The sequence below is a fragment of the Kineosporia mesophila genome (genome assembly GCF_021129235.1).
Classification (GTDB): Bacteria; Actinomycetota; Actinomycetes; order Actinomycetales; family Kineosporiaceae; genus Kineosporia; species Kineosporia mesophila.
Window position 1 is genome coordinate 38,278 of the sequence record NZ_JAJOMA010000030.1, and the last position, 19,150, is coordinate 57,427.

Below are 19,150 nucleotides of genomic sequence, written 5' to 3' on the forward strand. Positions count from 1 at the left end.
GACCGCAACGAATACCCACCAAACCGGTCACTCGACGGGCTTCTCCACCGGAGTGGCCTCCGTGGCCGCGGTCTGGGCCGGGGTCGGCGTGGGAGTCGGGACCGCAGTGCTCAGCGACCGGCCGGGCAGGTGGGCCGCCAGCAGCTCGGCCAGGTGCAGCCCCTGCTTGTCGGCCAGCTGCTCCAGCTGGGTACGGCACGAGAACCCGTCGGCCAGCACCACGGCGTCGTCACCGGCCTCACGGACGGCGGGCAGCAGCGCGTTCTCGGCCACCGCCACCGAGACCTCGTAGTGCCCCTTCTCGACGCCGAAGTTCCCGGCCAGGCCGCAGCATCCGCCCACCGACTTCACCGAGGCCCCGGCCCCGGCCAGCAGATCGGCGTCGGCCTGCCAGCCCATCACCGCGTGCTGATGACAGTGCGGCTGCGCAACGGCGGAAACACCTTCCAGTGTGGGCGCTTCCCAGTCGGGCAGCGAGGTCAGCAGCTCGGCCAGAGTCTTCAGGGAGGCGGCGAGGCGAGGGGCCCGGGGGTCTTCGGGCAGCAGCTCGAGGATGTCGGAGCGCAGCGCCGCCGTGCACGACGGCTCCAGGCCGACGATGGTGAGGCCCTCGTCGAGTGCCTCCTCGAGTACGTCGAGGGTGTTGCGCAGCTGCTTCTTCGCCCCGTCGAGCTGACCGGTGGAGATCCAGGTCAGACCGCAGCAGGCGTTGCCGACCGGCAGTTCGACCCGCAGCCCGGCGTCTTCGAGCACGGCCACGGCGGCCTGACCGACCGCCGGGGAGAAGTGATCGGTGAAGGTGTCGGCCCAGAGCACGACCCGCTGACGTCTACCGGCCGGCGCCTTGTGACGGGAGAACCACTGCCGGAACGTTTTCGGAGCAAATCGAGGCAGTTCCCGGCGGTGGTCGATGCCACCGGCGCGCTTCGCGATCGCGGCCACCGGGGCCAGCCCGGTCAGCGCGTTGACCACCCGCGGCGCATGCGAGGCAAGGTCGGCCCAGCGCGGAAGCCAGCCCAGAAGATAGTGATTCGCCGGGCGCAGCCGGCCCTTGTACTTCTGGTGCAACGCCTCGGCCTTGTACGTGGCCATGTCGACCCCGGCCGGGCAGTCGGCCGAGCAGCCCTTGCACGACAGGCACAGGTCCAGCGCGTCGTGCACCTCCGGCGACTTCCAGCCGTCGGAAACCAGCGTGCCGTTGGCCATTTCCTGCAGCACCCGGGCGCGGCCGCGGGTCGAGTCCTTCTCGTCCTGGGTGGCGAGGTAGGACGGGCACATCACGCCGCCCGAGCCGGTGGTGTCGGCCCGGCACTTGCCGACGCCCACGCAACGGTGCACGGCGGTGCTGAAATCGCCCTTGTCGTGCGGGTAGCTGAAGGCCAGGTTGGTGCGCAGCCGGTGCGCGGCGGGCACCCGCAGGTCGGCGTCCAGGGGCGCGGGGCGCACGATGATGCCCGGGTTGAACAGGTCGGCCGGGTCGAACAGGTCCTTCACCGCGGCCTGGAGGGCGATGGCCTCGGGCGAGTACATCTTCGTGAGCAGCTCGCCCCGGGCCCGGCCGTCGCCGTGCTCGCCGGACATCGAACCGCCGTGCCGGCTCACCAGATCGGCCGCGTCGAGCATGAACTCACGCATGCGGGAGGGCTCGGTCTCGAACGGGAAGTCGATCCGGGCGTGCACGCAACCGTCACCGAAGTGCCCGTACGCCAGTGTGTCCAGACCGTGGTGGTCGAGCAGCGAGAAGAACTCGCGCAGGTAGGTGCCGAGCTTCTCCGGCGGTACGGCGGCGTCTTCCCAGCCCGGCCAGGCGGGTGCGCCGGCGGGGGAACGCCCGGCCAGGCCCGCGCCGTCCTCCCGGATCCGCCACAGAGCCGCAGCCGTGGAACCGGTGACCACCCGCGTCCCCAGAGCATCCCCGTCCCGGCACAGGGCGGCCGCGGCCGCCTCGGCCTCGGCCTGGGTCTCGCCGAACACCTCGGCGAACAGCCAGCCCGCACCGGCGGGCAACTCGGGAACCGCCGCCTCTCCGCGACGGGCGCGCAGGACGTCCACAATTCTCGAATCCAGACCCTCCAGCGCCACCAGGGGGTGCGACAGCAGCGCGGGCACCACGTCGGCGGCCGCGGCCATGTCGGGGTAGCCCAGCACGGCGAGCGCCGTGGCCTTCGGGGCGCGGACCAGGCGCACGTTCGCCGAGGTCATGATCGCGAGTGTGCCCTCGGTGCCGGAGAGCATGCGGGCCAGGTCGACGCCGTTCTCGCTGAGCAGGTGCTCCATCGAGTAGCCGGAGACCTGGCGGCCGAAACGGCCGAACTCGGTGCGGATCAGGGCGCGGTTGGTGTCGACGAGCTTGGACAGCTGGGCGAGCAGGGCCCCGGCCGAACTGCCGGACGTCTGGCTCGGGAGCCCGTCGCGCCCGTAGCGGGCGGCGGTGAACTGGGTGCCGGCGGAGGTGATGACGTCCATCGACACGACGTTGTCGGCCGTGCGCCCGTAGGCCAGAGCCCTTGAGCCGCAGGCGTTGTTGCCGATCATTCCGCCCATCGTGCAGCGGGCGTGGGTGGAGGGGTCGGGCCCGAAGCGCAGGCCGTGGGGGCGAGCGGCGGCCTGGAGCGAGTCGAGGATGACGCCGGGTTCGACCACGGCGGTCTCGGCCTCGGGGTCGAGGCTGATGATGCGGTTCATGTGCCGGGAGTAGTCGAGCACGATGCCGGTGCCGATGGCGTTGCCGGCGATGGAGGTGCCGGCGCCGCGCGCGGTGAGGGGTACGCCGTAGCCGAGGGAGACCCGGACGGCGGCCTCGACCTCGTCGGCATCGCGGGGGAACACCACCACCTGGGGCACCACGCGGTAGTTGGACGCGTCGGTGGAGTACTCGGCCAGCCGTCGGGAAGAGTTGTCCACCTCGGAGATCCCGGCCTGGCGCAACGCCCGGGCGACGTCGTCGGCCTGACCTTCTGCCGGATTCGCGGTGGTTGTGGTGTCCACGGTCGTCACTGCTGGCTTCCTCCTGCTGCTCCCGCGCGCACGCGCGGGTTTCAGTGTGCCCTGCGAGGCTGGGGGCGGCAGAGCTGGGGCGGGGTCCGGGGAGGTTTGCATGATCACGACAAGAGTGCGGGCGGACGGTCCCGTCGATGTCGAGGTGGCCTGGTTGCGGTATCTGGAGCCGGAACGGTGGACGACGTGGTCGCCCCAGCTGCGCCGGATCGAGTACGACTTCGGGCGGCTGCGGCCGGGCACGGGCGGCCGGGTGTTCGGTCCCCTCGGGTTGTGGCTGAATTTCTGGATCGAGGACGTCGACGAGGACGCCCGCACCTGGACCTGGGTGGTGCGGCGGGGGCCTTTCTCGGTGGTGCTGCAGCACGGCGTGGAGCCCGGGCCGCGGGGCAGCCGCACCTGGCTGGCCCTGCGCGGCCCGGCGCCGCTGGTGCTGCCGTATCTGCCGGTGGCCCGGATCGCCTTAGGCCGTCTGGTCAGTCTGAGCGATTAGGAACCGTTGGTGCCTGCCCGCAGCCAGGACAGGACGGCCAGGACGCGGCGGTTGTCGTCGGACCCGGCCGGGATGTCCAGCTTGCCGAAGATGCTCGCGGCGTAGTTCTCCACGGTCTTGTGGCTGAGGTTGAGCACCGCGGCGACGCCGGCGTTGGACCGGCCCTCGGCCATCTGGCGCAGCACCTGGCGTTCGCGCACGGTCAGGGCGGCCAGCGCGTCCTGCCGCCGCGAGTGCCCGATCAGGCTGTCGACGAGGGTGGCATCGACCAGCGACTCCCCGGCCGCGATCCGCACCAGGGCGTCGCGCAGGGTGCCCACGTCGTCCACCCGGTCTTTCAGCATGTACCCGCGCCCCGCACTGCCGTTGGCAAAAAGTTCTGCCGCGTAGGCGGTCTCCGCGTAGGTGGAGAGAATGAGCACCCCCACCCCGGGATTCGTCTCGCGGATCCGGGCGGCGGCGTGCAGCCCCTCGCGGGTGTAGGTCGGCGGCATCCGGATGTCGAGAATGGCCACCTGCGGCCGGGCCTGCGCCAGGCCGTCGACCAGGTCGTCGGCGTTGGATGCCTCCAGGCACACCTCCACCCCGACCTGCCCCAGCAGCAGTTTCAGCCCGCCCCGGAACAGACTGGAATCGTCCGCAATCGCTACCCGCACGTCTGCCCCCTCGCCCGGAACACCTGACGTCTCTGGCCGTTCACCACGTACCCACCCCTCAGCTCTCTCATCGGTAGGGGATCTCCGCCGTCAGCGTCGTGCCGGCCCCCGGTGGGCTGTCGAGCAGCAAGGTCCCCCCGGCTGCCCGCACCCGTTCCCCGAGCCCGCTCAGGCCGGTACCCGCGGCCAGGTCGGCACCGCCGCGACCGTCGTCCTCGATCGTGAGCCGCAGCGTGTTGCCGGTGTCCGCGCCGCGGACGTCGATCCGCGACGCCGACGCGTGCCGCACCGCGTTCGTGATCGCCTCGGCCGCGACGAAGTACCCGGCCACCTGGGCCGCCATCGGCAGACCGCGCTCGGGCAGGTCGACCTCGACGGTGACCGGCTGCGCGGCGCCGATGCGGCGCACCGCCTCGGCCAGACCGACCTGGTCCAGCACCGAGGGATGCAGCCCGGCCGCGATCTCCCGCAGCTCGCCCAGGGCCAGTTTCAGCTGCTCGGCGGCGTAACCGACGGCCGCCTCGAGCTCCGTGGGCTGGGGCTGCTCGATCTGGGCCAGCAGCCCCTGGACGCGGGCCAGGGCACCGTCGTCCAGGTCTCTCTCCAGTGCCTGCCGCTCGGCCAGCTGAGCGGCGACGATGCGGGCGTGGGAGGCGCGCACCAGTTCCAGCTGGGCGCGGGCCTCGACCTGGAGACGGGCGTTCTCGATGGCCAGGCCGGCGGCCGAGCTGACCGCCTCGACCAGGTCGGGATAACGCCAGAGGGCCTGGTCGGCGCGGATCATGGCCAGGCGGGCGCCGTTGGTGGAGGTGATCGGCAGCAGCAGGCCGTGATCACCGGTCTCGCCGCCCCGCTCGGCCGAGGTGGCACCGTGCCGGTCGACGTAGGCCCCGATCTCCGCGGCCCAGTAGTGGATCTCCAGGCCGGGGTCGGCGAGCACGTTGCGGAAGGCCTCTTCCAGCCGTTCCGGGGTGCGCTCGACCCGCAGGCGCGGCAGCAGGTCGGCGATCACCACGCTGGCCAGGCGGCGGCGCACGGTGGCGATGACGAAGGCGACGGGCACGGTGAGCAGCAGCGCGGTCTGCACCACCAGAACATCGTCGAAAGCTTCACCGCGTAGCCCCATCACGTGCGTGATCGAAGCCGTCATGCTGGCCGTACCGGCGATCGCGGCGGCCCCGGCGACCGGCAGCAGCAGCCTGCGGTCCAGGCCCCGGATACGGCGGCTACGGCGCACCCACAGCACCAGGAAGCCGGTGGCCAGTAGCACCTCACCGATCGAGGAGACCAGGGTCAGCGAGTGGTGCAGGCCGGGATCGGTGGGCAGCATCGGCCACCCGGCGGCACGGGCGGGCCGACCCGCGAAGTCACCGGAACTGAGCACGACGGCGATCCGGCCGATCAGGATCCAGGCGGTCAAGGCCCGCAGGAATCGGCGTTCACCACGGCTGACCGCCTTCTGGTCGGGATAACTGGTGATCGCCCAGGCCGCCAGGACCAGCGTCATCGGGGCGGCCAGGAACGCGACCAGATGCCAGGGCCCCCGTTTGACCTCCTCGATCCAGCTCAGCGGCCAGACGCAACCCGCGAGTACCAGGGCCCGGCCGGCCATCGCCTGACCGGGCTCCCGGGAGAGGATGACGCCGACGGCCACCAGGGCACCGGCGAAGGCGACGGTGGGGGCGGCCAGCTGGGGCAGCGACTCCCAGAGCGGGGCGAGGGCGATCGACGCCGCCGCGGAGACCACGACCCCGGACAGCAGCGCGCCGGGCCACGGCACCGGGCGCAACCGCGCAGCCGGCGAACCACCACCTCCGGGCGGGGCCGGCGCCGGCGACCTGACGGTCATGGCGTTGGCTGACAATCCATCTCTCAGTTGCCGTGACCGCACCCCGGCGAACTGCCCGGGCCTGGCCTGATCTGCCTGATTCGCACATGCGCGTTACTGAACAGCACCAGAGAGTATCTGCTGGCGAGCGCAATGACCCCATCCAGGACGGATCACGCAGGGGTGAAGCCTGTGCGTGACGAGCGAGATACGTCGCGCCGGAGGGTGGTGACTGTGCTGGGACGGGGGTGCTGACCTGGGTACTGACGGGGTTCAGGTGCAGGGAATGGCCGCGACCATCAGCGAACCGCCGCGCGAAAGGGTGGAGAACATGATGTCGCCGCCCAGGGCCCGCACCCGGTCGAGCATGCCGGGCAGCTCGGCATCGAGCCGCATCTGGGCCGGGCGCCGGGCGTCGTCCTCCACCTCGATGGTGAGCACGCCCTCGGCCTGGTGCCCGCGGATGCAGACCCGGGAGGCCGCCGGGGTGGGACCGGCCTGCCCGGCCTGGGCGGCGCCCTTGAGCGCGGCGCAGATCAGGTAGTAGGCGGTCTCCTCGGTGGCGGCCGGGAAACGCCCCCGGGGCAGGTCGGAGTCGACGATCAGCGGCTGCTGCTGGGCCACCGCCTCGATCGCCGCCCAGAGCCCGGCCTGGCTGAGCACGGCCGGGTGGATGCCCCGGGCCAGGTCGCGTAACTCGTTGAGGGCGAGCGCGATCTCGGCGCTCATGGCGCGCAGGCGCTCGCGCGAGACCTCGCTCATCCCGGGCGAGTCCGAGGCTGCCAGCACCAGCCGGAGGGCCAGCAGCCGCTGCTGGGCCCCGTCGTGCAGGTCGCGCTCGACCCGGCGGCGCTCGGCCACCCCGGCCTGCACCGCCTGCATGCGCACCTGGCGCACCTGGCTGAGCCGCCCCAGCACCGCGGCCTGGAGCTGGGCATTCTCCAGGGCCAGGCCGCTGGCGGCCAGCGCGTTCGAGACCACCTGCGGGTGCCGGCGCAGCCCCGGGTCGGCCTCGATGACGGCGAGCGGGCTCCCGCCGGGTGCCGTGACCGGCAGCACCAGCCGGCCCGGCTGATCGTCGAGGGACAGGCCGGAGGGGGCGCCGGTGATGTCGACGTGGGTGTTCAGGTCGGGCGCCCAGTAACGCACCCGCAGCGTGTCGTCGCGCAGCGCCGCGCGCAGGGCGGTCTGCACCGCCTCGGGGGTGGGGCGGCGCTGCACCTGCTGGATCAGGGTGAGCACGGCGTTGTCGGCCAGGCGGCGCCGCACCACGCTGATCAGGAAGGCCAGCGGCACCACGGCCAGGACGGCCGGCTGGAACGCGTAGACCGCGTCCATCCGATCACCGCTCAGGCCGAGCAGTTTCGCCACCGGCACGGCCCCGGCGGCCAGGCCGGCGGCGGGCGCCGCCAGGGCCATCGGGGCGAGCAGTTCCCGGTCGAGCCCGCGCATGCGGCGGATGCGGATGATCCACAGCAGCAGGAAGCCCGCGATCAGCGCCACCTGGAGGGAGCGCAGGACCTCGGCGATGCCGTCGTTGGTGGCCCGGTCGGCGTACACGGTGATCCAGAAGGTGCCGGGGTCGTAGTCCTTCCACCCCGGCCGCATGGTGACGTTCTCCGCGACGATGCCGCCGACCACGACGCCGCCGAGCACCCGGACGAAGACCCGCTCCACCCGGTTCATCAGCGCCGGGTCGGGGTAGCGGAACATCGCCCAGACGGCCAGCGAGATCGCGACGTAGCTGCTGATGCCGGAGACGAAGGGGAGCGGGCCGACGGCCCATTCCTCGCTCCAGCCGAGCGCCCAGAACTGCCCGGAGAGGATCAGCAGGACGGCGGTGCGGCGGTGCCCGGGCTCGCTCCAGAGAATGGCCCCGGCGCAGCTGAACATCGCCGTGAAGAGGATGCTTCCGGCGGCCACGGCGAGGTAGTCCCGCCACAGCGGCCCGAAGATCAGGGCGCCGAGAAGGGTGAGGGCGGCGGTGACGGCCAGGGTGCGGGACCACTGACGACTCGAGGACACCGGAGCCGGAGGTTGTTGCGACGTCCGGGCCAGGGACGTCGTCCTCACCGTATTCACCCTGATGGCCTACAAAGATTCGGACAAGAGGGATATCCCCTGTTTCGATCCGGTTGAATCGGCCCGCGCTGGTTGTCGGTACCGCCCCGGAGTGCCAGCCTGTGCGCATGCCGAGCCTGCGTGGTCCCGGGATCGACGACCGTTTCGACCCCAGCGACCTGGACGATGTCCGGGAGCGAGTCGTCGCCCCCACCGTCGAGGCTTTGCTCCGACCGGGTGAGCTGCAGGCGATGGATGTGGGACGCGGTCCGGCGCAAGAGATCTGGGCCCAGGTGACGGCGCTGGGCAAGACCTGGCAGGCGGCCTTCTGGTTCGGCCCGCAGGCCGACCCGGAGGAGACCCTGGGCGAGGTCGCCTACTACCTGGCCGACCGGCTCGAGGACTGGATCTGCGAGGAAGTGGCCTGGGGCGAGCAGCGCATCGCGGACATCCGGATCCCGGCGCGACGACAGAGCGCCTGACCCGTCCCACCCCACCGTTCTCACTAGCTGAATGTAATACGAGTGGACGACGCACAGGCATCGTCCGCTCGATTAATCCCGGTAGCGGAAGCCGTCGAGGAAGCGCCGGAAGGCGCCACCCTGGACCGGCAGAGGGGCCGCCGGGGCGGGAGCCGTGCGGCGCTGCGTGGCGATCGGCTTGTCGTAGTCGGTGCGGGCGATCGCGTCGACCACCTCCACCTCGGTGAAGTCGTCCGAGCCGGGGATCGACGGCACGAACCCGACCAGCACGCCGTTGGCCATCACCTGGGCCTCCAGACCGGCCGAGCCGTCGGTGTCCCAGATCGCCTCCCGGCCGCCGGGCAGCTTCACCCAGAGACCGAACTGATAGACGCCGGCCTTCTCCATCCGCGCGTCGATGCCTCGTTCCCGCAGCGCGTCGACCACACGCCGGGCCCGGTTCTCTTCCATACCGGCCAACGTAACCCGCTGATCCTGGGAAGTGGCTGGACGGGATCTGCACATTTCTTAACCTCGGCCGAAGGTCTACCTGACCCCGCTTCCCCCAAGATCGCTCAACGTGTCACGAAAGAGGATCGATGCCCGGGCCGCCGCCGCGCTGGTGGCGTTCGCCGTCGTGGCCGTGACCGGAGGCGTGTTCTACACGCAGTCCGGCTCCAGTCAGGCCGACGCCCAGCTGGTGCTGTCGCGCCCCGATGTCGCCATCGCGCAGCAGAACGCGCAGGCCCCGGACGACGCACCCGACACCGGTTCCGAGCCGACGGCCACGCCGTCCACCTCCCCCACGCCGAAACCGAAGCCGAAGAAGAAGACGGCCCCGGTGACGCCGACGGCCGGGGCCAAGGTCGAGAAGGCCGCCTCCGGGAGTGCCGCCCCGAAATCCACGGGCTCCACGTCGTCCTCGAAGTCGTCCTCGAACAAGAGTTCGGGCACCACGTCGACCAAGGTGGCGGCGAACTCCTCGGGCGACCAGGTGCAGTTCGGCAAGACCTACAACGGCATCGCCACCTTCTACGCGGCCACCGGCGCCGGCAACTGCTCGTACGACCCCACCGGCAACCTGATGGTGGCCGCGATGAACCAGACCCAGTACGACGGCTCGCAGACCTGTGGCGCCTACGTCGACGTGACCGGCCCGAAGGGCAACACGATCCGGGTCAAGATCGTCGACCGCTGCCCGGAGTGCAAGCCGGGGCACATCGACCTCTCCGCCGAGGCCTTCGCCCAGCTCGCCGCCCCGGTCACCGGCCGCATCGACATCAGCTGGAAGATGGCCAGCCCCAGCCTCTCCGGGCCGGTGAAATACGTGTACAAAGACGGGTCCACCCAGTGGTGGTGCGGCATCCAGGTGCGCAACCACCGCAACCCGATCCGCAAGGTCGAGCTCAAGGGACCGAACGGCTGGGTCACCCTCGAACGGCAGATGTACAACTACTTCCTCTCCGCCGGCGGTGAGGGCTGCGGCGGCCAGGTCCGCATCACCGACGTGCAGGGCAACCAGCTCACCGACAGCGGCATCAAGATCTCCCCGCTCGTCGAGCAGGCCGGCGGGAAGCAGCTCCCCGCAGCCTGAACCGCCAGAACGTGGACGCGGTGAGCCCCGGTGAGCGGTCGAGACGGACCGATGACGTCGGAGACCGGCACGGGTACGGCCGTGGTCACGCGGACCGGAACTCAACCATCCTCATCGCCCGGGACCGGCCGGGAGCGACGGCCGCCCGGGAACGGAACGGGTCGCGGTCAGTCTTCGCTGACCGCGCGGACCACCCGGTCGCGACCGCTCCGCTTGGCCTCGTACAAGGCCGAATCGGCCTTGTTCATCAGTGACTCCGCGGTCTCCTCGGCCCTCCACCAGCAGTAACCGATGGAGATGGACTGCCCCCGGGGCACCGACCGGCGCACCCGGTCGAGCACCTCACCGGCCAGCGCCTCGTCACAGTTCGTCAGGGCGATCGCGAACTCCTCACCGCCCCAACGGGCCACCGTGTCCTCGGTGCGCAACTGCCCCCTCGCCGCGTCCGCCACCTCGCGCAGCAGCGTGTCGCCCTCCAGGTGGCCGTAGGTGTCGTTGTAGACCTTGAACCGGTCCACGTCGGCCACCGCGATGACGAACGGGTCACCGGTGCGCTGGGCGAGCGCGAGCAGCACCGACAGCCGCTCGTCCCACGACCGCCGGTTCGGCAGGCCGGTCAGCTGGTCGGTGCCGGCCAGGTCCTCGTAGCGGCGCAGCAGGTCGTCGTGCTCCAGCGCCAGCGCGGCCTCGTCGGCGAGCTGCGCGACCGCCTTCAGCCGCCGGTCGCCGACATCGGTGAGCTCCTTGTCCCAGGTGATCCCGAGCAGTGCCGTCATCTCACCGCCCTTACGGATCGGCTGGTACAGCAGCGACTTCGCGTTCACGAGCCGGACCATCCGCTGACTCACCAGCGGGTTCCCCTCAGCCCGGTCGATGAACATCGGCTTCTGCTCGCGCCAGACCGCCGCCGTGGCCGGAACGCTCCAGGCCGGGTAGGTGGAACCGACCAGGGTGAAGTCCGAACATCCGGTGATCACGAACTCGTCCGGGCCGCTGCGCTCGAAAACCGTTGCGATGGAGGCCCCGGCAATCTCCACCAGGGCCGTGACGATCGCGGTGCGGGCATCGTCACCGGCCAGGATGCGACGTGTCACCCGGGCGATCGCGGCCAGGTTGGCCTCGCTGTCGGCCAGCTCCGTCTCGGCCTGGTGCCGATCGGTGATGTCGAAGACGTGCGCCAGCAGGTGTGGTTCGGGCTCGCCGTCATCGATCCAGCTGAGCCAGGCCGAGGCCCAGGCGAGCACGCCGTCGTGGCGCCGGAACCGCACCAGCACCTCCAGGCTGGAGCCCGGGTTGCTCCGCAGCCGACGCATCGCCTCCGGATGCGCGTTGTTGTCGGCCGGATGCACGAACTCCGAGCGCAGGCGCCCGATCAGCTCGTCCTGCGGCACACCCAGCAACCGGGACATGGCCGGGTTCGCCGAGATCAGGCGGCCCTCGGCGTCGGTGAGGGTGATGCCCATCGGAGAACCGTCGAAAATGCTGCGGAACTTCTCCTCCGACCGGGCGATCCGGGCCGTGGTCCTCATCCGCTCGGTGATGTCCCGCGCCGCGCAGTGAATCTCGAGCCGTTCGCGCTCCGGGTCGTAGAGCGGCGCGAGCGTGCACTCCATCCAGTGCCAGATCTTGTCCTGGGCGATGAGACGGACGGTGACCAGCTCCGAGGCCCCGTTCCCGACCGCCTCCATCGCCGTCCGCATCGCCGGCCGGTCGTCCGGGTGCACCCGGGTGAGCAGCATCGTGCTCACCTCCAGGTCGACCCGCCGGCCGGGCCCGGCCGACCGGTCGACGGACGGGCCCAGGTAGGTGATCCGCCCGTTCAGCGTGCAGCGGGCCACCACGTCACCGGAGTTCTCCGCCAGCAGCCGGTACTCGCTGCGCGAGCGGGCCAGCTGGCGCTGCGAGGCCGTGCGCAGCTCGATCTCCCGCGCCTGCTCGATGGTGCGCCGTCGCAGTTCCAGCTGGGTCGACACCTGCCGGGCCAGGGCCCGCATCCCCTCGCGCTGGCCCGGCGAGAGCGTGCGTTCCACCCCGTCGATGACACAGATCGTGCCGAGCACCGCGCCGCTCGCCGCGGTGACCGGGAATCCCGCGTAGAACACGGCCAGGGGTGGACCGATCACGGCCGGGTTGTGTGCGAACCGCGAGTCCCGGCGCAGGTCGGGCACCTCCAGCTCGGCCCGGTCGCGCACCACGTGGTCACAGAACGCGACCTGCCGGGCGGTCGCGCACAGGTCGGTGCCGACCTTGGCCTTGAACCACTGGCGCTGGGCATCGATCAGGGTGACCAGGGCGATCGGGCAGTGGGTGAGGGTCGCGGCCAGCTGCACCAGATCGTCGAAGCCCTGTTCGGGAGGGGTGTCGAGGACGTTGAGGGCGTGCAGGTCGGCGAGGCGCTGCTGCTCTTCCTGGGCCCCGGGACCGTCCTGGCCCTCCTGCCCAGGGGCCGAAGGGGTGAACTGCTGCGGCACGACCGCAGAGGTGGCCCCGGAGGCATCCGGGCGCGCGCCATCGTCGGACGCCGGGGCGGCTTCCCGGGACATCCGGGCGCCGTTCGCGTCACCCATCGTCATCTCCAGGCGGGTATCGGCAGAATGCCCACGAAGGCTGAGCGGACCGTGTGAACGAGGTCACCGGAGGGCCATATAGAGGCAAGCTCGCAGGCAAGAGCACGCGGGCTCCTTCGCGCCGGACCGAAGGTGGTGCAATCATCAAACCTGTGTCCGATCTAGCACCCCAGACGATTTCCTACCCGGCCCCCGGGTCACGGCCGTCGCGAGGTGGGCAGGAGATCCTCGCCCCTCACGTGATCGTGCTGTTCGGGGCCACCGGTGACCTCGCCCGCCGCAAGTTGCTGCCCGGCATGGCGCACCTTGCCGCTTCCGCACTGGCACCGGACATCCAGGTGGTCGGCACGTCCCTCGAGGACATGAGCGACGATGCGTTCCGCACGTTCGCCCACGCCGCCATGCAGGAGTTCGGTACCCACAAGCTCACCGAGGAGCAGTGGGACACCTTTGCGAAGAACCTCTGCTACGTACCCCAGTCCGCCGGACCCGAGGCCCTGGCCCAGGCCGTCGCCGACGCCGAGGCCCAGCTCGGGCCGGACACGCGGCGTCTGCACTACCTGAGCGTGCCGCCGAAGGCCGCCCTGGCCGTCATCACCATGCTGCGCGACGCGAAGCTGGTGGAGAAGTCCCGGGTGGTGATGGAGAAGCCGTTCGGCACCGACCTGACGTCGGCCATCATCCTCAACGACCAGGTGCACGAGACCTTCCGGGAGAGCCAGATCTTCCGGATCGACCACTTCCTCGGTAAGGAAGCGGCCCAGAACATTCTCGCGTTCCGTTTCGCCAACGGCCTTTTCGAGCCGATCTGGAACCGGAACTTCATCGATCACGTGCAGATCGACATTCCGGAGACCCTGGGTCTCGGCGGCCGGGCGAACTTCTACGAGAGCACCGGCGCCTACAAGGACATGGTGGTCACCCACCTGCTCCAGGTGATGGCGTTCGTCGCGATGGAGCCGCCGACGGCACTGGAGCCCCGGGCCATCAGCGAGGAGAAGAACAAGGTCTTCCGCTCGATGCTGCCGATCGACCCGCGCGACGTGGTGCGCGGTCAGTACAGCGGCTACCGCGGTGAGGACGGCGTCGCCCGCGACTCCGACACCGAGACCTTCATCGCCCTGCGGGCCGGCATCGACAACTGGCGCTGGGCCGGCGTGCCGTTCTACCTGCGCACCGGCAAGCGTCTGGCCGAAGGCGCCCGGATCATCTCGATCGCCTTCAAGGAGGCGCCGAAGTCGATGTTCCCGGCCGGCTCCGGGGTCGGCGCGGCCGGTCCGGACCACCTGACGTTCGACCTCGCCGACGCCTCCAAGGTGTCGCTGTCGTTCTACGGCAAGCGGCCCGGCCCGGGCATGAAGCTCGACAAGCTGTCCATGCAGTTCTCCACCCAGGAGACCGAGCGGGCCGGCGACGTGCTGGAGGCCTACGAGCGGCTGATCCTCGACGCCATGCGCGGCGACCACACGCTGTTCACCACGGCCGAGGGCATCGAGTCGCTCTGGGAGCGGTCGATCCCGCTGCTGGAAGACCCGCCGCCGGTAAAGCCGTACGCACCGGGCACCTGGGGCCCGAACGCGATCCACCAGCTCATCGCCCCGCACGCCTGGCGTCTGCCGTTCGAGCGAGCCTGGCGCGAACACCGGTAACAAACCTGTTGGCAAACTGTTAGGCGACGGTTCCGTCAGCCCGCCAGAAGAACCGATTGAGGACGAGGAAGAGCACCGCTCTTCCTCGTCCTCCGTCGTTTTGCCTGGCCACCGGGCCCGGGGCCACTGGGCAGCGACGTTTCCGCCGAGTTTCATGGCGGTTTGCCAGTCGTTGCCCAGTGAAATCCCGGGTGCGCAAGGGGGCAGAAGCGCGCAAGCACCCCTTGACGCGGTCCGCATCCTGCGCAAGTGTTACGGCCAAATCGTAAGGCGTCTTTATAAACCCCTTCGTAGCAGTTCATCGGCGGCGCGTCCGCCACACCTCCCCCGTCACCATCAGGCAACAGGAGTTTCTGCGATGAACAGACGAACCCAGGCCTTCGCGGTCGGCATCACCGGCCTGGCCCTCACCCTCTCCGCGTGCGGGGGTGGCACCGGCGGTAGCAGCGAGAGCGACGGCGGGGGCAAGGTCGACTCGATCAAGCTGGTCGCGGCCGAGTACTCGGACAAGACCCAGGGCTTCTGGGACGCGTTCGCCAAGACCTACCAGGAGAAGACCGGCATCAAGCTGGACGTCCAGGTGGTCAGCTGGGACGACATCGACCAGCAGAGCAGCACGATGATCCAGAACGGCAACCCGCCGGACATCCTGAACCTCAACGCCTACGCCAGTTACGCGCAGGACGACCTGCTCTACAGCGCCGACGACGTGCTGTCGCCCGAGGTGAAGTCCGACCTGCTGCCGAACTTCGTCACCAGCGGCACCTACGAGGGCAAGCTCTACGGCATGCCCGACCTGTCCTCGGCGCGGGCCCTGTTCTACAACAAGGACCTGTTCAAGGACGCCGGTATCAAGGCCGCCCCGACCACCTGGGACGAGTTCGCGGCCGACGCCAAGAAGATCGCCGACCTGGGCGACGGGGTCGCCGGGTACGCCGAGCCGATGGGCCCGGAAGAGGCCCAGGCCGAGTTCTCGATCTGGATGTTCAACAACGGCGGCAACTGGAAGACCGACGGCAAGTGGTCGATCAACTCGGCCGCCAACGTCGAGACCCTGTCGTTCCTGAAGAAGCTCGCCGACGACGGCGTCACCCAGAACAACCCGGGTAAGACCAACCGCACCGACGGCGCCTTCGCCGACTTCGCCGCGGGCAAGGCCGGCATGGTCGTGGGCTTCTCGCCGCTGGCCGGCACCCTGGACGAGAGCAAGAAGGTCGACTACGGCGTGGCGCCGATGCCGACCAACAACGGCGACGAGCCCAAGTCGTACGGCGTCACCGACTACCTGATGGCGTTCAAGAAGGACGGCAACGCCGACGCGATCAAGGCCTTCTACGACCTGTATTACCAGCCCGACCAGGTGAACACGTTCATCAAGGACGAGGGCTTCCTGCCCGTCACCCAGTCCGGCGTGGAGAAGTTCAGCTCGGACGAGAAGCTGAAGGTCTACCTCGACACGCTCACCGGCGTGCAGCTCACGCCCACCGACGACCCGAAGTGGGACACAGTGAAACTGGCTGTGCAGCAGAAGATCGGCGCCGCTGTGGGTAAGGACGGCGACCCGCAGGCCGTCCTCGACGACCTGCAGAAGCAGGCCGAGTCCGGGAACTGAGTTGACCGACCAGCTCGACGCCTCGGCGGGCGCGGCCGCACCACCGGCCGCGCCCGTCGCGCGTTCCCCCCGATTCCGCCGTCGGCGGCACGAATCCGGCTATGCCAGCGGACTCTCAGCCATCCCCTGGCTGATCGCCCCGATCGTCCTGATCGCCGGTGTCGTGGTCTACCCCGCGATCGCCCTGGTGCAGGCTTCCCTCTCGGACTACTCGATCACCGGCCTGCGCCGTGGATCGGCCGGTTTCGACAACTACATCGACATCTTCCAGCACGACGACCTGGGACTCGTGCTCTGGAACACCCTGGTCTGGGTGGTCGTGGTGGTGGCGCTGACCATCCTCTTCGGCCTGGGCCTGGCCCAGTTCATGAGCAAGGAGTTCCGCGGCCGCACGGTGATGCGCTGGGCCATCATCATTCCGTGGGCCGCCTCGCTGGTGATCACCGCGCGGCTGTTCACGCTGATCCTCGACTACGAGCACGGCATCCTGAACCAGATGCTGGTCACCCTGCACATCATCGGTGAGCCGATCGACTTCCTCGGCAACGACTCCTGGGTGATGCCGTCGATGATCCTCGTCGGCGTGTTCGTCTCCCTGCCGTTCACCGCGTACGTGCTGCTGGCCGGGCTGAACGCGATCCCGCAGGACCTGATCGAGGCCGCCCGCATGGACGGCGCCTCACCCTGGAGGATCTACCGGCACATCACCCTGCCGCTGCTGCGGCCGGCCATGCTCGTGGCCAGCGTGCTGAACCTGATCTACGTGTTCAACTCGTTCCCGCTGATCTACACGCTGAACGACCGTAATCCCGGCTTCACCCACGACACGTCCATCACCTACAGCTACAAGCTGGCGTTCAAGGCGGCCGAGCGCAGCGTCGGCATGTCCGCCGCGATGGGCGTGATCAACGTCCTGCTCATTCTGGTGGTCGTGATGATCTACCTGCGGATCATCCGCTGGAGGGAGGTGACGCAGGCGTGACTCTTCAGAGAAGGCTCCGGCCGTACTATCTTTCGCTGATCGGCCTGGTCATCACCGTGGTGTTCGTATCGCCGTACGCGGTGATGCTGCTCGATGCGCTGCGCCCCAGCGGCGACGTGCTGGCCTCACCCCCGTCGTTCCTCCCGCGCGAGTGGCAGTGGAACACCTTCGGCACGGTGCTGTCCGACTCGAGGTTCCTGAACTGGCTGAAGACGTCGGTGATCGTGGCCGTCTCCTCGACCGTGATCGTGCTCCTGGCGGCGATCCCGGCGGCCTACTTCACCGCCCGGTTCCGGTTCCCCGGCCGTACGGCGTTCCTGCTGGTGGTGCTGATCACCCAGATGTTCTCGCCGACCTCGCTGGTGGTGGGGCTCTACCGGGAGTTCTTCGACCTCACCATGGTCAACACCTACGCCTCGATCATCATCACGAACGCGGCGTTCAACCTGGCCTTCGCCATCTGGATCCTGCAGGGGTTCTTCTCCTCGATCCCGAAGGACGTCGAGGAGGCCGCCCACCTGGACGGCTGCGGGCGGGTGCGCACGCTCTGGCACGTGATGCTGCCGCTCACCCTGCCCGGCCTCGTCACCACCGTGATCTTCACCTTCATCGCGGCCTGGAACGAGTACGTGGTGGCCCTGACCCTGATGCAGGACGACGCCAGGAAGCCACTGACGGTGGGTATCAACTCCTACGTCACCGGCTACCAGCAGCACTGGGACGAACTGTTCGCCGCGTCCCTGATCGCCGTGGTCCCGGTCGTGATCCTCTTCGCCATGATCGAGAAACACCTGGTGGGAGGCCTGACCGCCGGCTCGGTCAAGTGACCTGACCCCTTCGTGACCAGACAGAACCTCCCCGGGCCGAATCATCGGCCCGGGGAGGTTCTGCATGATCACGGTAGGCTGAGGGGAACCTCACTGTTTCGGTCGAGAATCTTGACAACAGTGAGGTAGTCCTTAATATCGATGGGAGCAGCGTAAGACGTTGCAGCCGCCGTCGCCCCACAACAAGGCGACAGGTGAATGTTCCTGCATCGCAGGCATTTTTGGCTGCCCGTACAGCGCCGTCGGGCTTGCGAACTGCAGGGGCTGACCATCTCGTCAGCGCTGCGCCCCGAGCGCGGCGCCCGGCTGCTGTGAAGGATGTGGAACGGTGAAGATCGCCGTGGTCGTGGGCAACCCCAAGCCCGCCTCCCGAACTCTGCGCGTGGCGGAGTCCGTCGCCGACGCGATCGAGAAACTGCTGCCCGGCGAGAGCGCCGAGCGTCAGGTGATCGATCTGGCCGACTACTCGTCCCGGCTGTTCGAGTGGCCCGAACCGACGCTGGCCGAGCTGAACGACGCGGTCGCCGCCAGCGACGTGCTGGTCGTGGCGTCCCCCACTTACAAGGCCACCTACACCGGCCTGCTCAAGGCCTTCCTCGACCGCTACCCCAGCAACGGCCTGGGCGGCGTCGTGGCCGTACCGGTGATGACCGGCGCCTCCGCCGACCACTCGATGGCCACCGAGGTCAACCTGCGTCCTCTGCTCGTCGAACTGGGGGCCACCGTGCCCTCCCGGGGCCTCTACCTGGTGATGACCAGGATCGCCGAACTCGACCAGATCACCGCCGAGTGGGGGTCGGCGAACGCCGCGACCCTGGTCCCCGCGATCAGCGGGCGGATCGAGAGCAGGCGGGAGGTCACCCGTGGCTGACAACACCCTCGCCTTCGACGGCGCCCAGTTCCGCAAGGTCGTCGGCGGCTTCGCCTCCGGCATCGTGGTGGTCACCGCGATCAACGACGGCGAGCCGGTGGGCATGACCTGCCAGTCGTTCTTCAGTCTCTCGCTCGATCCGCCGCTCATCGCCTTCTCCCCCTCGCTGACGTCGTCGAGCTATCCGCGGATCCGGGAGTCAGGTGCGTTCTGCGTCAACATCCTGGAAGCCGGCCAGGAGGCGCTCTGCAACCAGTTCGCCCGCAGCGGGACGGACAAGTGGCGGGGCGTGGACTGGGAGCCCGGAGTGACCGGCAGCCCGCGTCTGGAGGGCGTGCTGGCCTCCATCGACTGCGAGCTGGAGACCGAGTTCGTCACGGGTGACCACTACCTGACCGTGGGCCGGGTGCGGTCGCTGCACGCCACGCCGGGCCTGCACCCGCTCCTCTACTTCAACGGCGTCTACCGCCGTCTGCACCCGCACCAGGAGCTCGGGGCGCGCAGCGCGTAGGACCTCCCCGGCAGTTGCCCGGCCCGCCCCCGCTGACGGGA

Annotated in this window: 15 protein-coding genes; 9 read left to right on the forward strand and 6 right to left on the reverse strand. The window is 69.6% G+C overall.

Annotated features, from left to right (window positions below; genetic code table 11):
- Positions 1 to 27: 27 nt before the first annotated feature.
- Positions 28 to 3,099: an FAD-binding and (Fe-S)-binding domain-containing protein gene (locus LR393_RS30310; RefSeq protein WP_269328126.1), complete on the reverse strand. Its 3,072-nt coding sequence runs from the start codon at positions 3,097 to 3,099 to the stop codon at positions 28 to 30.
- Between LR393_RS30310 and LR393_RS30315 the strand changes: the two genes are divergently transcribed.
- Complete coding sequence (locus LR393_RS30315; protein WP_231488531.1) at positions 3,098 to 3,490, forward strand: SRPBCC family protein; 393 nt, start codon at positions 3,098 to 3,100, stop codon at positions 3,488 to 3,490. The genes LR393_RS30310 and LR393_RS30315 overlap by 2 nt on opposite strands.
- Here the strand turns inward: LR393_RS30315 and LR393_RS36760 are convergent.
- From LR393_RS36760 to LR393_RS36765, 3 genes are all read right to left on the reverse strand, one after another.
- The gene (locus LR393_RS36760) at positions 3,487 to 4,146 is read right to left on the reverse strand and encodes a response regulator transcription factor (protein ID WP_231488533.1); all 660 of its coding nucleotides are present in this window, start codon (positions 4,144 to 4,146) and stop codon (positions 3,487 to 3,489) included. The genes LR393_RS30315 and LR393_RS36760 overlap by 4 nt on opposite strands.
- Positions 4,147 to 4,213: 67 nt before the next feature.
- Positions 4,214 to 5,995 (reverse strand): sensor histidine kinase, encoded by a 1,782-nt coding sequence (locus tag LR393_RS30325; RefSeq protein ID WP_231488535.1) that lies wholly within the window; start codon positions 5,993 to 5,995, stop codon positions 4,214 to 4,216.
- A gap of 252 nt (positions 5,996 to 6,247) precedes the next feature.
- Positions 6,248 to 8,047, reverse strand: coding sequence for a sensor histidine kinase (locus tag LR393_RS36765; protein WP_231488537.1), 1,800 nt, complete (start codon positions 8,045 to 8,047; stop codon positions 6,248 to 6,250).
- 116 nt (positions 8,048 to 8,163) lie between these two features.
- On the opposite strand from LR393_RS36765, the gene LR393_RS30335 reads away from it, so the two are divergent.
- On the forward strand, positions 8,164 to 8,517 hold the full coding sequence (locus tag LR393_RS30335; protein WP_231488539.1) for a hypothetical protein: 354 nt from the start codon (positions 8,164 to 8,166) through the stop codon (positions 8,515 to 8,517).
- 72 nt (positions 8,518 to 8,589) lie between these two features.
- On the opposite strand, the gene LR393_RS30340 is transcribed toward LR393_RS30335, so the two are convergent.
- Complete coding sequence (locus LR393_RS30340; RefSeq protein WP_231488540.1) at positions 8,590 to 8,967, reverse strand: hypothetical protein; 378 nt, start codon at positions 8,965 to 8,967, stop codon at positions 8,590 to 8,592.
- Between the two features lie 109 nt (positions 8,968 to 9,076).
- On the opposite strand from LR393_RS30340, the gene LR393_RS30345 reads away from it, so the two are divergent.
- Positions 9,077 to 10,090, forward strand: coding sequence for an expansin EXLX1 family cellulose-binding protein (locus LR393_RS30345; RefSeq protein ID WP_231488541.1), 1,014 nt, complete (start codon positions 9,077 to 9,079; stop codon positions 10,088 to 10,090).
- Positions 10,091 to 10,257: 167 nt separating this feature from the next.
- Here LR393_RS30345 and LR393_RS30350 read toward each other — a convergent pair whose 3' ends face one another.
- Complete coding sequence (locus LR393_RS30350) at positions 10,258 to 12,663, reverse strand: sensor domain-containing diguanylate cyclase (protein WP_231488543.1); 2,406 nt, start codon at positions 12,661 to 12,663, stop codon at positions 10,258 to 10,260.
- 146 nt (positions 12,664 to 12,809) lie between these two features.
- On the opposite strand from LR393_RS30350, the gene zwf reads away from it, so the two are divergent.
- The 6 genes from zwf (at position 12,810) to LR393_RS30380 (ending at position 19,109) form a co-directional block, all read left to right on the forward strand.
- Positions 12,810 to 14,306 carry a glucose-6-phosphate dehydrogenase gene (zwf, locus tag LR393_RS30355; RefSeq protein WP_231488545.1) on the forward strand — a complete coding sequence of 499 codons (1,497 nt, stop codon included), beginning with the start codon at positions 12,810 to 12,812 and terminating at the stop codon, positions 14,304 to 14,306.
- A gap of 358 nt (positions 14,307 to 14,664) precedes the next feature.
- Positions 14,665 to 15,918, forward strand: a complete 1,254-nt coding sequence (locus LR393_RS30360) for an extracellular solute-binding protein (RefSeq protein ID WP_231488546.1) — start codon at positions 14,665 to 14,667, stop codon at positions 15,916 to 15,918.
- Between the two features lies 1 nt (position 15,919).
- The gene (locus tag LR393_RS30365; protein ID WP_231488548.1) at positions 15,920 to 16,900 is read left to right on the forward strand and encodes a carbohydrate ABC transporter permease; all 981 of its coding nucleotides are present in this window, start codon (positions 15,920 to 15,922) and stop codon (positions 16,898 to 16,900) included.
- A complete protein-coding gene (locus LR393_RS30370; RefSeq protein ID WP_231488549.1) occupies positions 16,897 to 17,727 on the forward strand; it encodes a carbohydrate ABC transporter permease in 831 nt (276 codons plus the stop codon). The genes LR393_RS30365 and LR393_RS30370 overlap by 4 nt, the downstream gene beginning before the upstream one ends.
- Positions 17,728 to 18,055: 328 nt before the next feature.
- On the forward strand, positions 18,056 to 18,598 hold the full coding sequence (locus LR393_RS30375) for an NADPH-dependent FMN reductase (RefSeq protein ID WP_231488550.1): 543 nt from the start codon (positions 18,056 to 18,058) through the stop codon (positions 18,596 to 18,598).
- Positions 18,591 to 19,109 carry a flavin reductase family protein gene (locus tag LR393_RS30380; RefSeq protein ID WP_231488551.1) on the forward strand — a complete coding sequence of 173 codons (519 nt, stop codon included), beginning with the start codon at positions 18,591 to 18,593 and terminating at the stop codon, positions 19,107 to 19,109. The genes LR393_RS30375 and LR393_RS30380 overlap by 8 nt, the downstream gene beginning before the upstream one ends.
- Positions 19,110 to 19,150 lie beyond the last annotated feature (41 nt).

What these genes read in the sequence shown, in the direction of transcription:
- LR393_RS30340 (WP_231488540.1), bottom strand. Translation starts at nt 8,967, where the DNA reads ATGGAAGAGAACCGGGCCCGGCGTGTGGTCGACGCGCTGCGGGAACGA.
- LR393_RS30335 (WP_231488539.1), top strand. Translation starts at nt 8,164, where the DNA reads ATGCCGAGCCTGCGTGGTCCCGGGATCGACGACCGTTTCGACCCCAGC.
- LR393_RS30310 (WP_269328126.1), bottom strand. Translation starts at nt 3,099, where the DNA reads ATGCAAACCTCCCCGGACCCCGCCCCAGCTCTGCCGCCCCCAGCCTCG.
- LR393_RS30325 (WP_231488535.1), bottom strand. Translation starts at nt 5,995, where the DNA reads ATGACCGTCAGGTCGCCGGCGCCGGCCCCGCCCGGAGGTGGTGGTTCG.
- LR393_RS30360 (WP_231488546.1), top strand. Translation starts at nt 14,665, where the DNA reads ATGAACAGACGAACCCAGGCCTTCGCGGTCGGCATCACCGGCCTGGCC.
- LR393_RS30350 (WP_231488543.1), bottom strand. Translation starts at nt 12,663, where the DNA reads ATGACGATGGGTGACGCGAACGGCGCCCGGATGTCCCGGGAAGCCGCC.
- LR393_RS30315 (WP_231488531.1), top strand. Translation starts at nt 3,098, where the DNA reads ATGATCACGACAAGAGTGCGGGCGGACGGTCCCGTCGATGTCGAGGTG.